Source organism: Micromonospora sp. NPDC000207 (assembly GCF_040300925.1).
Taxonomy (GTDB): Bacteria; Actinomycetota; Actinomycetes; order Mycobacteriales; family Micromonosporaceae; genus Micromonospora.
Genome location: NZ_JBEPEQ010000135.1, coordinates 1 through 13,475, shown reverse-complemented (window position 1 = coordinate 13,475; position 13,475 = coordinate 1). Strand labels below are relative to the sequence as shown.

The window sequence follows — 13,475 nt, the reverse complement described above, 5'->3', positions numbered from 1 at the left end:
CCTCCACCGGCGCAGCCTCCACCGGCGGCACCACCGGCACCACCGGCACCACCGGCACGACCGGCGCGACCGGCGCGACCGGCGCAGGCTGCGGGTCAGACACCGCCACCGGTGCAACCTCACCCGACACGGGCGCGTTGAACGGTTCCGGCATAGGGAACTCCACCGGCCGCGCCGGAACCTGGTCAAGCTCACACGAGTGATTACCGAACGGATCCGCCAACCAGGGCCCCGACTTCCGGAACCCCGCCCCCGTCAACGCCTCCACCGCACCCACAAGCGACACCGCCGGGTAGCTGCCCGCCGGACCGGAAACCCCGGCATGCACGTCACGGATAACCATCACCTCACCCGCAACCGCCGACCACACCGCCCGGTAACGCTCCCGCGCCACCCCCGGCCGCGAAACCTCCACCACCGCACCCCCGGCAGGCTGCCCAACTACCCGCCCGGCCGGGTCGCCGGCCTCCACCGGCGCAACCCTCGAAACCGGCGGCGTGACCTCCACCGGCGCGGCATCTACAACCGGCCGCGCGTCGACAGTCTCACCGGCCACCACCGACGGAACCCCGTCAACCTCGCGAACCTCCCCGTGCACCACCACCGCCACACGGAACCCGGCCGCATGCAACCCGCGCGCAGCCTTATCGACCTGGTCAAGGGTGCGCCAGTCCGCCGACTTGCCCCGGCTACCCGACACATACCAGGCACCACCCGAACCGATGTTGCGAGAGAAACCCCACCGCAGTCCGCCCCGGCCCATCACCGCCGCCGAACCGTCGCCCTTCACCGTGCCGCGCAGCACCGTCCCACCGTCCGTGGTGTGCTCCACCCGCAACACCCCCGCCGGAACCTCCACCACACCCGCACCGGCTTCCCGGTCACGCTCCGCCCGGAACCGGTCAAGCTCGCGCGGGGACAGGTGCACCCGCCGCGCGTCGTACGTCGCCCCACACACGCACCGGAGCCGCTTACGCGAGTCCCGACGGCTAGCCGGATCCGCCCGGTACGCGTGCGGCTCATCACGAGACACCCGCACCGTGTCGACACCCGCCGTACCGTCCGACCCGACCACGTCAACGACCGGCACGGGCTCAACCTCCACCGTCGGCGCGACCTCGCGCACAGTCGTCACCTCCACCGGCCGGACACCGTCCGCACCCACATGCGCCACCACAACCCGACCGGCGGACTGTGCGGCAATCTCCGTCAGACCGACCGGCGCAGCCTCCACCGGAACCGACGGCACAACCTCCACCGGCTGCGCGGACACCTCCACCGGCGGCACCGGTGCCACGGCCGACGGCTCAACCGCCCCCACCGGAACCGACTCCACCGGTCGACCCGACTGCAAACAAGGGCCCGAACCCCCGTCATGCGCCCCAATCAAACCCGCACGCGTCACCCGAACTTTCCGGCCACACTCTGCCGCCGGACACCGCGTAGACGCACCCGCCGGACGCGCCACACCCACCGGCACCACCGGCCGCACCGGCGCGACCGGGGCCGCAACCACCTTCACCCGCGACAGCGACTCATCCGACACCGCCGGAATCTCTACACCCCGCACACCCGCCCGCACCCGCGCACGCAGCCGCGCCGTTCGCGCCTTAGTCCGCGCCATCAGTTTGCCCGTCCGCCCATCGGTGCCGGTCAACTCCAGTGCGTCAGCAACCCGCACCATGTCCGCCCCCTGCCGGTCACCCATCGCAGACATGAGGGACGCGACATCACCCGGCGTGAGCCCACCCCGCACACCGCCACGGCTTTCGACACGCTCGCCCGTGTCGGTAACCGACCCGTCCGGCGAGAGAGTGAAACCCATGTCGGCCAACTTGGCGGTAAGGGCACCCATGTCAACCTCGCTGAAATCCGCCTCCACCGGCGCGACAGGCTGCGCGGCCACCTCCACCGGGACGGACTCGCCCCCCACCGACACCACCGGCGCAGCCTCTACCGTCTGCGCGGGCTCACGACACACCACGTACCGGTCGGCAGGCACATGCAACGGCTCAATGATGCTCTCAGTCAACGTCCGCGACCCCCAACCGGACAGCGTCACCGCGTACACGCGCCCGACATGCTCCCCGTCAACGACCCGGTCAACAACCTGATCAATGCGGGCAGTGGTGTGCTCCGCGAAACCCGACGTGACCCGCACTTCCAACCCCACCGGGTAGGCGGTGGTGAAGTTCACCCCGCGCGGGCACACACGGCACACCGCCACCGGGCGGTCATTCTCGTCATCCTCCACCGTGCCCAGCGTGTCCGGGATCCGCACACCACACCGCGCGCACATCGCACGCACGAAAGCAAGATCCTCATGCAACTGCCGCACAAGTCGGGCCCTAGCCTCGTAAGCCGATTCGGGACTCAGCCGCGCATTCACCGTGACCCGCTTGCCGCAATACCCCCACCGGCTACCGTCGGACACCTTGACCAGGTCAAACGCCACTTTGCCAAAGAACTTGCTACCGAGGTGAGAAGTGCCGTGTGACCCGACCACACGGAATTCCTCCCCGCGCACGGTCACGACGTCGCCGACATTCTGTGGAGCCATGATCTTTTGACCTCCCGGTCAGTGGCACGGTTGGGATCCGAGGATTGCCACGTGTGCCCGCACGGGTCGGGCACCATGGGTGACTTCGGATCAGTGGGCACACTCGACATGCCAACCGAACCGGAACGTGATCGGGTCACCGTTGATCACCGAAACCGGTCGCGCTCGGAGGACGTCCGCCCCGGGGGTGAACAGTTCGGCGCAATCGGTGCACGTCTCATCCGCGTTGGCCGTGCTGTGCTTGTAGCTGCGACCGGCGCACGGGCAGTCAACCCGCCCGGTGTCGTAGCAGTGGTCACAGCCGTTCCCGTCGCACGCGTCACAGACGCTCCGCTGTCCGCACTCGCCGTTGCTCATGAGTACCGCTTCGATCGTTGCGTCGTAGTTCGTCATGCACCCATCAAACCACGCCACATCAAATGACGCAAAGTTTCCCGGCGAAAAGGTCGACGAACAGCCCTCGCCGACACGACGCCCACACGCACACGCACGTACGCACACATGTCCGCCCGCGCTCGCGCACGCCCGCCCTCCCGCACGCGCACACCGCGCACGCCCCAGGGTGGGCACCCCCCGCCCCCCGCCGGCACCCCTCCCCGAACCGTTGGGGGCTTCGGGCTGTGTACGGGTCTGGGGGATTTCCGCAGTTCAGCCAAGCCGTTGACCAGCGGAAACTCTGGCCGGCTATCGGCTGTGATGGTTGCCGTCTACTGTGGGGCGACGCGCGCGATGTGGTTGGGCCTGTAGTCCAGGGGCCGAAGACGCGGCGAAACGAGAGTTCTAATCCCGCCCACCGGTGGGCAGTGGCACGACGCCGTAACGCCGATTCAAATCCGGCCGGGCTCAACCTCGCCTCACCCCGTTGTTGCGCGGTGATCTTCCATGTGTCATCCTTCGCGCAGGGGTGGACTGTCTTCTCCCTCCCTGTCAAGCCCTGACCTGAATGCCGGTCGGGGCTTTCGCCGTTTCCGGGGGAGGTGCAGGCGGTGAACCGTGAGGCTTACGTGACCCGCACCCACGCCGCTGCTGCTGCCGGGGTGGCACCTCGCACGTTGGAGGGTTGGCGGCGGCGCGGGTGGAAGACTCCCGATGGTGAGCGTCGGCGGCTCACCACCAAGCAGAGCCGCACCCATGCAGGGCACGTCACCTACCTGTTGGGTGACGTGCTCGACGCGGCGCGGGACACGGCGTTGAATCCGAAGAACCCCGGCCGTGAGTCGCGGGTGCTGGTGCTGGGCTGATGTCGGGCGGCTGGGCAGGCTCGGACCGGAAGGCCCGGCTGCCGGCCAACTGGCCGGCGCTGCGCAGGGAAGGTTTGCGGCGGAACCCGAAGCGCATCTGCCACTGGTGTGGCCTGCCGGGCGGCGAGGACTTCGACCACAAGAAAGCTGGCGACGATCACAGCCAGGACAACCTGGATTGGATCCATGGCCGCCGGTCGGTGGAGCGTGGGGTGTCGGAGCGGAACTGTCATGGGGAGAAGTCGAGCGCGGAGGGGTTGGCGGCGCGGGCGAAGACGTCGAACCGCCGGCCGAAGGAACGCCACCCCGGCCTGCTGTAGACGCACAGTAGCGAAGGTGGCCGAATTCCCGGGCTTGCATTTCACAGAGCGTGATCGGGGGTGGCTGGTGGATCGACCCCCGAGCCCGGCTGATGTCCGCTGCGGCCTGGAACCTGACACGGTGGACGCCCTCGCCGACCAACTGCACCTTCTGACGTGCACCCCACTGATTGGTGCCGCCAAGTTCACTACACGGCACCGCGACTACGACTTGTCTTGTGCCCGGTTCCTGATCCTCGGTCTGCGTGAGCACGGCTGGGATGTCACCCGGTCAGCCGCATCGCCGAGAACGCAGCCCACATGAAGGATGGAACTGGCATGCTTGTTGGCACCTACGTCAAGAAACCGGTTCGCGTGAAGGCCGTCCGGTGGGACGGCACCACGGCTGGGGCGACGCCCATCATCGACTGGATCCTCGGTGGCGGCGGGACGGCCTCGTACGTCTGCGCCGACCGGAACCGCTGCGAGGACAACGGCGGCGACTCGCCCCACAGCATCGTGATCCGCACTCTCGAAGGCGACATGACGGCGTCCCTCGGTGACTGGATCATTCGGGGCGTCCAGGGTGAGCACTACCCGATCAAAGACGCGATCTTCCGCGAGACCTACGAGGACGTGGAATGACGGCGAGCGACACCTCATGGGCGTAAACCAGCGATGAGCCGCACCCCGGAGCAGGTCGCCGCTGACGCCGCGCTGACCGCCGCCATTGAGCAGGCCCTCGCCGTCTACTCCGACGGTCAGCCCCGGGTCCTCACCGAGTACGTGGTCCTCACCAGTCAGCAGAGCTTCGACGACGAGGGTGACAGCGTCACCGCCGTCGGCACCCTGTACCGAGACAGCAGCGTGCCGCTGCACCGCGCCCTCGGCCTGGTCGAGTACGTGGCGGCGCGGATGCGGAAACGTGTCGCCGAAGACGACGTGAGCGACTGAGTTCGAGAACACCGAGGGGATGGACGGGGCTGTGGTGGAAGACGGCAAGCGGTACAGCCCACTCGACCGGGAGTCGGTGCACGCCGACATGGCCGAAGACCCCATCACCACCCGCCGCAACCTCGACCGACAGCCAGCCGTCGCCCAGATCCACGACGGCTGCGACGAATGCGCCACACACCTGCCCGTGCGGGTACCCAACCGGCTGGGCAAGATACGGGTCAGCCTGCAAGAAGTCTCCGACATGCTCGGGCTGCTCCCCGGATCACGGGCGCTGCGCATGTACGTCACCGACGACCCGCACACCCTCATGGTCATCGTCGAATCGGACACGCTGCCGCCGGTCCCTGAAGGCTCCGAGGCCCCCTACCTGCAAGCCAACTGATTCCGGCTGTCGTCCCGTCACGGGGTTCGGCCGGCTTCCCGACATGGGAGTTGATGGCGTATGGCTGGGCGTGGACCGGCACCGAAGGACCCCGGCAAGCGGGCGCGGCGCAACGCCGATCCGGTGCCGACGACGACGATCCGGTTCGAGCGCGGCGAACAACCCGACCTGCCCGGCGACTACCTATGGCCGGAGCAGACCCGCGTGTGGTGGGCGAACTGGTCCCGAGCGCCGCAGGCCGAACACTTCATGCAGACCGACTGGGACTTCCTCCTCGACACGGCACTGATCCACGCCGAACTGTGGGCGGGCAATGCGGCGGTGGCGGGGGAGTTGCGGTTGCGGGTTTCCAAGGTCGGGTCGACGGCGGAAGACCGTGCCCGGCTCAGAATCTCCTTCGCGGAGGCGGACGAGCGGGATGCTGCCCGTCCGGCTGGCAGTGCGGCGCGGGAGCGGTACGGGAGCCTGCGCGCGGTTGCCGGTGAGGGCGGGTCGGTGACGCCGATCAAGGCGGCCCCGGTGAAACGTGCGGCGGCGCGGCGGACGAAGCCTGCGGAGTGAGCGGGCAGACCAGTAGAGGCAGGTGAGGTCATGCCATGGAAGCCGAGTTACCCGGGAGAGGTCCCGACTCTCGGCTGGCTTTGACCTCGTCCTCGACTGGATCACCGAGTATCTGGCCGCCCCGGACCGCGCCGAGTATGAGCCGTTCGTTCCGTACCCGGAACAGGCGGAATTCCTACTAGCCTTCTATGAGATCAACCCGCGCACGGGGAAGCGGCGGCGTAGGCGTGGTGTTGTCAGTCGACCTCGCGGCTGGGGGAAAAGTCCCTTCCTGGCGGCGATCGCGTTGGCGGAGGCGTTGGGGCCGGTGGTGCCGGACGGATGGACGGCGGACGGGCAGCCGGTGGGCCGCCCCTGGTGTGACATACGCACCCCCCGGGTCGGTGTGCTCGCGGTGTCGGAGTCGCAGACGGACAACACGTGGGCGCCGTTGCTGGAGATGTGCGACGGGCCGCTGGTCGATGCCTATCCCGGTCTTGAGCCGATGGACACGTTCGTGTCGTTGCCTCGGGGGAAGATCGAGAAGGTCACGTCGTCGGCCCGGAGCGTGAAGGGCAAGCCTTTCGTGCATGCCCTGCTTGACCAGACCGAGGAGTGGGTTCCGTCGAATGGTGGCTTGAACCTGTTCGAGAAGGTCAAGAACAACACGGCGAAGACAGGCGGCTCGTTCATTGAGTCCCCGAACGCGTTCATCCCCGGTGAAGGGTCGGTTGCGGAACAGTCGGCGTCATTCTGGGCGGCGATCCAGGAGGGCCGCGCTCGGGATGACGGCTTGTACTACGACCATCGTGAGGCTCCGGGGACGACGGACCTGACGGATCGGGAGTCGCTGATTGCCGGCCTGAGGTTGGCGTACGGGGATTCGTCGAAGCATCCTGATGGGTGCGTGTTGCATGACCCGGCGTGCCCTCCGGGGCATGTGGACTTGGATCACCTGGTCGCCACCATCTGGGACACCACAAGCGATGAGCAGGTGTCACGGAGTGACTTCCTGAATCAGGTGACGCACGCCTCCGACTCGTGGCTGTCGCAGCCGGAGTGGAACGGCTGTTTCGACGGCACGAAGGTCGTCGCGGACAAGGAGACGATCACCCTCGGCTTCGACGGGTCCAGGTCGCGGGCCAATGGCCGCATCACCGACGCCACGGTCCTGATCGCTTGCCGGGTGGAGGACGGGCACATCTTCGAGCCGTTGGACAAGTGTGTGTGGGAGCAGCCGGCGAAGATGCCGGTGGGCGCGGACGGTAAGCCGACGGTGTGGCAGGTGCCGGTTGTTGAGGTTGTGGCGGCGGTGCGGGAGTGTTTCCGCCGGTACAACGTGGTGGGCTTCTATGCGGATCCGGCGAAGTGGGAAGGTCACATCGCGGATTGGGAGGCCGCGTTCGGGGACCGGTTGAAGGTGAAGTCGACCCGTGATCATCCGATCGAGTGGTGGATGACGGGTGGCCGGGCTGGTCAGATCGTGAAGGCGTTGGAGAAGTTCCACAACGCGGTGGTGGATCGGGAGATGACCCACGACGGGTCTTTCGCGTTGACCCGGCATGTGTTGAACGCCCGGCGCAGGTATAAGCGCGGTTCGGGCATGCAGATAGCCAAGGAACATCCTGATTCGGCGAACAAGATCGACGCGGCGGTGGCGGCGGTGCTGGCGTGGACTGCGCGCATGGACGCGGTTGCTGCTGGTGTGGAGACGAAGAGTCGGCGTCCGTACCGGGTGAAGCGGCTTCGGTAGACGTCCGGTGAGGGGGTGCGCTGGTGCCGATCGATGTGGCGGAGGTGCGCTCGCCCGGCTGGTGGATGGCGCGGCTGTTCAAGAAGTTGAATGAGCGTCAGCGGGTGGCCCGGCTGGAGTTGTTGCACGACTATCTGCATGGTCGGCCGCGTCTGCCGCAGGGTGCGGAGAATGTGCGGGACATGTTCGCCGCGTTTCAGCGGAAGGCGTGCGTCAACTTCCCGGCGTTGGTGGTGGGGGCGGTGTCGGACCGGTTGACGCCGGTCGGGTTTCAGACGGCCGCCGACGATGACGCGTCAGGGGATCAGGCGGCGGCGGACTTGTGGAAGCGCGCCCGGTTGAAGACGACGGCTGCTGACGTGCACGAGATGATGCTGAACTTGGGTGAGGCGTTCGTCATTGTGGGCCCGGTGGATGAGGACACGGGTGCGCCGGTGGTGACGGCTGAGGATCCTCGGTGGATGGTGGCCGAGTCGGATCCTGCGCGCCCGCACAAGCTGCTGGCGGCGTTGAAGGTGTTGTGGGATGACATCGAGGGTGTGTCTCGGGCGTACCTGTATCTGCCGGGTCGTGTGTTTGTGGCGGTGAAGCCGTCGAAGACGCCGGTGGCGCGTCCGGTGTTCACGCCTCAGTCGTGGTCGTGGGATGCCGGCAAGGGCGGTGGTGGCGGGCAGCAGATCAACCATGCCCGGATACCGGTGGTGCGGTTCGTCAACAAGGATGGGGCGGGGGAGTACGAGTACCACCTGGATTTGATCGACCGGATCAACCACAACATCCTGCAACGGCTCGTGATTGCCAGTGGTCAGGCTTTCCGGCAGATGGCTGTCTCGGGTCTGCCGGACGAGGACGAGAACGGCAACGAGATTGACTGGTCCGATGCGTTCGTGATGATGCCGGGGGCGATGTGGCAGTTGCCGTCTGAGGCGAAGATGTGGGAGTCGCAGGTCACCGACCTGCGTCCGATCATCGAGGCAACCCGGGATGACATCACCCAGCTGAGCGCGGTGACGCAGACCCCGATGTACATGATGGCGCCGGCTGGGCAGAACCAGTCGGCGGAGGGTGCTGGGCTGTCCCGTGAGGGTTTGGTGTTTCGGGCGGGGGATCGGAAGGATCGGGCGGATCAGCCGTGGTCTGAGGTGATGTCGCTGGGGTTCTTGGAGTTGGGGGACACGAGACGCGCCGACGTGGCGAAGCTGACGACGATTTGGGCGCCGGTTGCCCGCTTGTCGTTGTCGGAGAAGGCTGATGCGGCGTCGAAGGCGCAGAACGACATGCCCCGCCGGTCTCGGTTGATCCACATTTGGGGTTGTACCCCGGACGAGGCCGATCGGATGATGTCGGAGTGGGTGGATGAGCAGATGTTCGCCGCCCAGTTGGCGCAGATGTTCGCCGCCCAGAATCCGCTGCCTGTGAACGAGCCGCAGCTGCCGTCGGCGGCTGTGCCGGCGCAGGTGCCGCCTGCGGAGGATCCGCTGGCCGGTTTGTCGTTGGAGGAGATCAGCCGGTCGGAGCCGGTGTCGACGGCGGTGAACTGATGCCGGGCGGCGACGGGCAGTTGACTGCTGCCGAGGTTGCGGCGCTGTACGCGTTGGTGCGGGCGCAGGCGGTGTTGCGGCAGCGGATCGTGGAGCAGGCGGTTGCTGCGGCCACGCTGCCGTGGACGGTGTTCGGCGGCTGGTGGTCGTCGGCGGAGATCGGCCAGCTTGTGGCGTCGGTTCTGCGGGTGGTGCAGCCGTTGCAGCGTCAGGCGGCGCAGGTGACGGACGCGTTTTTGGCCCGCCAGTTGTCGGTGACGACGGGCCGGCGGGTGGAGCCGGTTGGTGTGGTGGATGTGACCCGGTTGCGGCGTGCGTTGCCGGACCCGGGCGGGTCCGGCGCTGCCTCAGCGACCGGGTCGGTGGATTTGGCTGATGTGGGTGACGGCCGGGACGGCTCGTGGTTCACCGGGAATTTCATGCTGCGGGATGCCCCGGAGGTTGTGGACTACAGCCTGCCTGATGACGGCCGGGGCTGGATGAATCCGATGGTGGTGTACGGCAGGCCGGCGGACACGTACCGCTGGCAGGTGTCGGAGCGGAACACGTCGCCTGAGGTTGCGGTGGAGCGGGCGGTGTTGCGGGCCCGTCAGATCGCGGAGACGGATGTGGGGTTGGCGGTGCGCGCCCAGGCCCGCAAGGTGGCGGTGTCGAATCGGGCGGTGACGGGGACTCGGCGGATTCTGCATCCGGAGAAGTCGAAGGACGGCTTCTCGTGCGGCCTGTGTGTGGTGGCCGCAGACCGGATCTACAAGAAGACCGAGTTGATGCCCATTCACGGCGGCTGCAACTGTGAGACGGCGTTGATCGCCAACGGGGTTGATCCTGGCCTGGACTTGAACGTTCGCGACCTGGAGGCCATCTATGAGGCTGGTGGTGGGGCGCGTGGGGGCCGCCGGTTGCAGAACCAGGTGCGGGTGAGCATCACCGAGCACGGCGAGTTGGGGCCGATCCTGGTGCGGTCGAATCACCGGTTTGTGGATCCGGGCGAGGTCGCCCGGCGGAAGGTCAAGACGAGGGTTCGGCGTCGCTGGTCGGATCAGTCTCCGGCGCGGCGGCCGGGCGCGGTGGTGGAGTCTGCGGGGCCGGCGCGGCCGGTGCTGGAGCCTGGCCGGTTGCGGACGGCGGACATGCCTAGTGCGGCGGCTGTCGGCGGGTTGGGTGCCCGGCTTGCTGTGGGGGCGTTGGAGGCGTCGATCGCACGGCTGGAGGAGGCGCAGCGGCGGGGCGGGGATTGGTCTGCCCTGTTGGCGCGGCAGCGTGCGGAGTTGCGGCGTCTCCGAAATCTGACCTGAGCGTGTTTTCTGGGGCTGCGCCGGGTGTTGTGGGGTGCCTCCCGGCTGGGCTCTGGTCGTTGTCGGTTTGCGCCCCAGGATTGGAGCCCACCCAAGATGGCTCGTGTTCAGGTGTTGCTGTTGCCGCCGTACAGCGGCGACGGTCAACCGTTCGCGTTGATCGTGGACGGGGAGAACCGCCAGCTTGACTCGGATGGTGTCGCTGACGGGTGGCGAAGGTTCGCCGAGCAGGTCGGCGCACGGGGGGTCCTCGTCACGGACGCGCGTGTGGATGTCGCGGGTGATGAGCCTGCGGTGTCGAACGGCTTCGAGTTCGCTGAGTCGACGCTGGGTTCGGAACGGCTGGCTGCATGGGCGGATCAGCGTGATGCCCATCGTCGTGACGGCGGGGAGCCAGCATGACCGGCGGTGCGGTGCAGCTTCGTCTGACTGCCGGGGATGTTCCGTGCGCGGGGGTCGTGGTCAACGGGGAGTGCAAGACCGTGTCGGGCGGCGAGTGCGTCGGCCGCACCGTGTACGCGTGGGACAGCGGACGCAACTACCCGAGGCGTGGTTCCGTTGCCGAGGATGCGCTGCTGGGGTTCATTGCCGCCCACGGCATCGCTCCGAAGACGGTGGTGATCGGCAATGAGGTGTCGGTGCGGGTCCGCTGCGATGGCAGCCTGTGGTTGCACGTGTGGCGCGCGGTGAGCGAGGAGTTCCCGCTGTGCCCGCACTGCCCGTCCTGCTTGAAGCAGGAGCCGCTGGTGGTGCCGCTGGTTGCGCAGGTTCCTCCGGCGATGCTGGCGGGCGCGTTTGTTGATGACCGTGCCGTCGGGGTGCTGGTGCCGGGCGGAGGGGACTTTCTGTTCCGGTTCGGCCGGCTGCTCGGTGCCGGTGGGCGGGTCGCCCCAGCCGGTGGCGGCGACCAGGTGGGCATGGTGTTCGACAGTGCGTTCGTCGTGAAGTTCTCGGGGGACAGGGAGGTGAGCGGCTGATGCGCGCACACACCCTTGACTACCTGAAGCGAGACGGCAGGAGCCCTGGCGATGTGTTGTCCCGGGGGTTCTGGCTGTTCGGGGTGCCTCGGCCTCTGCTGATGTGTCGCCTGTTCGGCCACCGGCCGATGGTGGACGGCACGAACGGGTTCCGCGACGGCGACCCCGGATCGCGGTGGGTGGTGTGCGACCGGTGCGGCGAACGCCCGGACCCGCAGGGCTCCCTCGACCCGGCCGACTGGAACCTCGGCGACCGGTACGAGGGGCCGTGGTTGCTTGCGGTTCCCGACCGCTATCCGGACCGGGCCAACTTCCTGAAAGCCCTGAAGCACGTCAAGGGCGGGTACTCGCCGGGGAAGTGGCCGGCGCAGAACACTGGCACCCTCGGCGGGCAGCTCGTGGTCGGCGGCCGGTGGCCCCGTATCGGGTTCGGGTTGAAGGTCGGCAACACGGGGTCGGAGCACACCCTCGCCGCCGACGTGCACCTGCCGTGGATCGGTTCGCTGTACCTGCATACCGAACGGTTCGGGCGGGGTGTTGTCCGTCGGCTGAACCCGGTGGGCTACCAGTCGAAGGTGATCAGGTTCGAGGTCAGCAACGGTTCGTTGCTGTGGAAGCTGTGGGCCGACCGGGACGGCGGGTGGTCGTCGAAGGCCCCGTGGCGGGAGCGTGTCCGTAACGGGTCTGTGGGGGTCGATCCGCGCACGATCCTGCTCGGCCCGAAGCGGTATTCGTACACCGACCACGGGCCCCGGGTGGTAGAGACCGTGCTGATGCCGCACGGTGACAGCTACGAGGTGTCGTTGCAGTTGCAGCGGTGCTCGCTCGGCCGGAAGCGGGGACGGAAGACCCTGTCGTGGTCGGTGGACTGGAACGCAGCCGGGGGGATCCCGACGGAGCAGCCGAACCGGGGCCGGATCTTCGGGTCGGGTGTCACCGTCACGGACGCGTCGGTGGCAGCTGGGACGTGGCAGATCGAGGCTGCCGTCCAGATCGCCAAGGACATGTCAGCCCTGCGTGAACGCGAAGGTTGGGCTGCTTCTGCGGCGGTGGCTGGTTGACCGCCGACGTGGTGGTCGGCTGGGTGCATCCCGGCCAGGTGGACGCCCAGTTTATGGACTGCATGCTGCGGATGCTCGACCACGACCGCAGCCGGCACGGCAGGGTCGCCGGCTACGCGGGGATGCACTGTTCGGCGAACGTGTCGTCGGGCCGTAACCGGCTGGCCGCCTGGTTCCTGGACGAGACGCCTGCTGACTGGCTGCTGATGGTCGACACGGACATGGTGTGGCAGCCTGACGACCTCGATCGGCTGCTGGCCAACGCCGACCCGGTGCGGGCTCCGATCGTGGGTGGGCTGTGTTTCGCCCGTGACTACGAGTCGGGGCTGATCTGGCCGACCCTGTTCCATCCGGAGCCGGTCGACGGCAGCACCGTTTTCCTTCGCCTCGACCGGTGGCCCGGCAACACCCTGTTCGAGGTTGGTGGGACGGGTGCCGCGTTCCTGCTGGTGCATCGTGCCGTCTTGGAGAAGGTGCGGGCAGGTGGGTTCTCCCGCGCGTTCCCCTGGTTCCAGGAGACGGAGAACCCGGTCGGCAGGGTCAGCGAGGATTTGACGTTCTGTGCCCGAGCCCGCGCCGTCGGCGCACCGGTGCACGTGCACACGGGTGTGGAGGTGGGGCACCGCAAGTCGCAGGTGATCGGTGTCGCCGACTACCTCGCGCAGGTCGCCGCCCCGTAGCTGCTGTTTCTGTTCATTCGGCCCGTCGCCTTGTGGTGGCGGGTCTTTCGTATGCCCGTCACGGGCACCGACCCGACATGGGAGTCCTGTAATGACCGCTCCGACCGAGCCGGCTGCCGTACCTGCGGCCCCGGCGCAGCCCACCCCACCCGCACAGCCCGCGCCCGCCCCAGCGCCGGCTCCGGTGCC

Annotated in this window: 14 protein-coding genes and 1 tRNA gene; 14 read left to right on the top strand and 1 reads right to left on the bottom strand. The window is 67.8% G+C overall.

From position 1 onward, the window contains the following. On the bottom strand, positions 1-2,560 hold a 2,560-nt coding region (locus ABT336_RS24265; protein ID WP_350899387.1), incomplete at its 3' end, for a hypothetical protein. A gap of 737 nt (positions 2,561-3,297) precedes the next feature. On the opposite strand from ABT336_RS24265, the gene ABT336_RS24260 reads away from it, so the two are divergent. From ABT336_RS24260 to ABT336_RS24195, 14 genes are all read left to right on the top strand, one after another. Beyond that, positions 3,298-3,406: transfer RNA gene (locus ABT336_RS24260), tRNA-OTHER, on the top strand. A 140-nt stretch (positions 3,407-3,546) separates the two neighbouring features. Continuing rightward, entirely contained in the window at positions 3,547-3,801 is a 255-nt protein-coding gene (locus ABT336_RS24255; protein WP_350899385.1) for a hypothetical protein, read from the top strand. Continuing rightward, on the top strand, positions 3,801-4,121 hold the full coding sequence (locus ABT336_RS24250) for an HNH endonuclease (RefSeq protein ID WP_350899383.1): 321 nt from the start codon (positions 3,801-3,803) through the stop codon (positions 4,119-4,121). Before ABT336_RS24255 ends, ABT336_RS24250 begins: the two co-directional genes overlap by 1 nt. Positions 4,122-4,439: 318 nt before the next feature. Beyond that, positions 4,440-4,745 carry a hypothetical protein gene (locus tag ABT336_RS24245; protein ID WP_350899381.1) on the top strand — a complete coding sequence of 102 codons (306 nt, stop codon included), beginning with the start codon at positions 4,440-4,442 and terminating at the stop codon, positions 4,743-4,745. Positions 4,746-4,778: 33 nt separating this feature from the next. After that, entirely contained in the window at positions 4,779-5,054 is a 276-nt protein-coding gene (locus tag ABT336_RS24240; RefSeq protein WP_350899379.1) for a hypothetical protein, read from the top strand. A gap of 34 nt (positions 5,055-5,088) precedes the next feature. Further along, the gene (locus ABT336_RS24235; protein ID WP_350899377.1) at positions 5,089-5,439 is read left to right on the top strand and encodes a hypothetical protein; all 351 of its coding nucleotides are present in this window, start codon (positions 5,089-5,091) and stop codon (positions 5,437-5,439) included. Between the two features lie 60 nt (positions 5,440-5,499). Then, positions 5,500-6,000 carry a phage terminase small subunit gene (locus tag ABT336_RS24230; RefSeq protein WP_350899375.1) on the top strand — a complete coding sequence of 167 codons (501 nt, stop codon included), beginning with the start codon at positions 5,500-5,502 and terminating at the stop codon, positions 5,998-6,000. 286 nt (positions 6,001-6,286) lie between these two features. Beyond that, entirely contained in the window at positions 6,287-7,732 is a 1,446-nt protein-coding gene (locus tag ABT336_RS24225; RefSeq protein WP_350899373.1) for a hypothetical protein, read from the top strand. Positions 7,733-7,755: 23 nt separating this feature from the next. Next, positions 7,756-9,273, top strand: coding sequence for a phage portal protein (locus tag ABT336_RS24220; RefSeq protein ID WP_350899371.1), 1,518 nt, complete (start codon positions 7,756-7,758; stop codon positions 9,271-9,273). Continuing rightward, a complete protein-coding gene (locus ABT336_RS24215) occupies positions 9,273-10,568 on the top strand; it encodes a hypothetical protein (protein WP_350899369.1) in 1,296 nt (431 codons plus the stop codon). Before ABT336_RS24220 ends, ABT336_RS24215 begins: the two co-directional genes overlap by 1 nt. A gap of 96 nt (positions 10,569-10,664) precedes the next feature. Further along, positions 10,665-10,970 carry a hypothetical protein gene (locus ABT336_RS24210; protein WP_350899368.1) on the top strand — a complete coding sequence of 102 codons (306 nt, stop codon included), beginning with the start codon at positions 10,665-10,667 and terminating at the stop codon, positions 10,968-10,970. After that, on the top strand, positions 10,967-11,545 hold the full coding sequence (locus tag ABT336_RS24205; RefSeq protein ID WP_350899366.1) for a hypothetical protein: 579 nt from the start codon (positions 10,967-10,969) through the stop codon (positions 11,543-11,545). Before ABT336_RS24210 ends, ABT336_RS24205 begins: the two co-directional genes overlap by 4 nt. Next, on the top strand, positions 11,545-12,606 hold the full coding sequence (locus ABT336_RS24200; protein ID WP_350899364.1) for a hypothetical protein: 1,062 nt from the start codon (positions 11,545-11,547) through the stop codon (positions 12,604-12,606). The genes ABT336_RS24205 and ABT336_RS24200 overlap by 1 nt, the downstream gene beginning before the upstream one ends. After that, complete coding sequence (locus ABT336_RS24195) at positions 12,603-13,286, top strand: glycosyltransferase family 2 protein (RefSeq protein ID WP_350899362.1); 684 nt, start codon at positions 12,603-12,605, stop codon at positions 13,284-13,286. Before ABT336_RS24200 ends, ABT336_RS24195 begins: the two co-directional genes overlap by 4 nt. Positions 13,287-13,475: the final 189 nt, after the last annotated feature.

Coding starts and splice junctions, on each gene's coding strand:
- ABT336_RS24250 (WP_350899383.1), top strand. CDS start 3,801: ATGTCGGGCGGCTGGGCAGGCTCGGACCGGAAGGCCCGGCTGCCGGCC.
- ABT336_RS24245 (WP_350899381.1), top strand. CDS start 4,440: ATGCTTGTTGGCACCTACGTCAAGAAACCGGTTCGCGTGAAGGCCGTC.
- ABT336_RS24240 (WP_350899379.1), top strand. CDS start 4,779: ATGAGCCGCACCCCGGAGCAGGTCGCCGCTGACGCCGCGCTGACCGCC.
- ABT336_RS24230 (WP_350899375.1), top strand. CDS start 5,500: ATGGCTGGGCGTGGACCGGCACCGAAGGACCCCGGCAAGCGGGCGCGG.
- ABT336_RS24215 (WP_350899369.1), top strand. CDS start 9,273: ATGCCGGGCGGCGACGGGCAGTTGACTGCTGCCGAGGTTGCGGCGCTG.
- ABT336_RS24210 (WP_350899368.1), top strand. CDS start 10,665: ATGGCTCGTGTTCAGGTGTTGCTGTTGCCGCCGTACAGCGGCGACGGT.
- ABT336_RS24205 (WP_350899366.1), top strand. CDS start 10,967: ATGACCGGCGGTGCGGTGCAGCTTCGTCTGACTGCCGGGGATGTTCCG.
- ABT336_RS24200 (WP_350899364.1), top strand. CDS start 11,545: ATGCGCGCACACACCCTTGACTACCTGAAGCGAGACGGCAGGAGCCCT.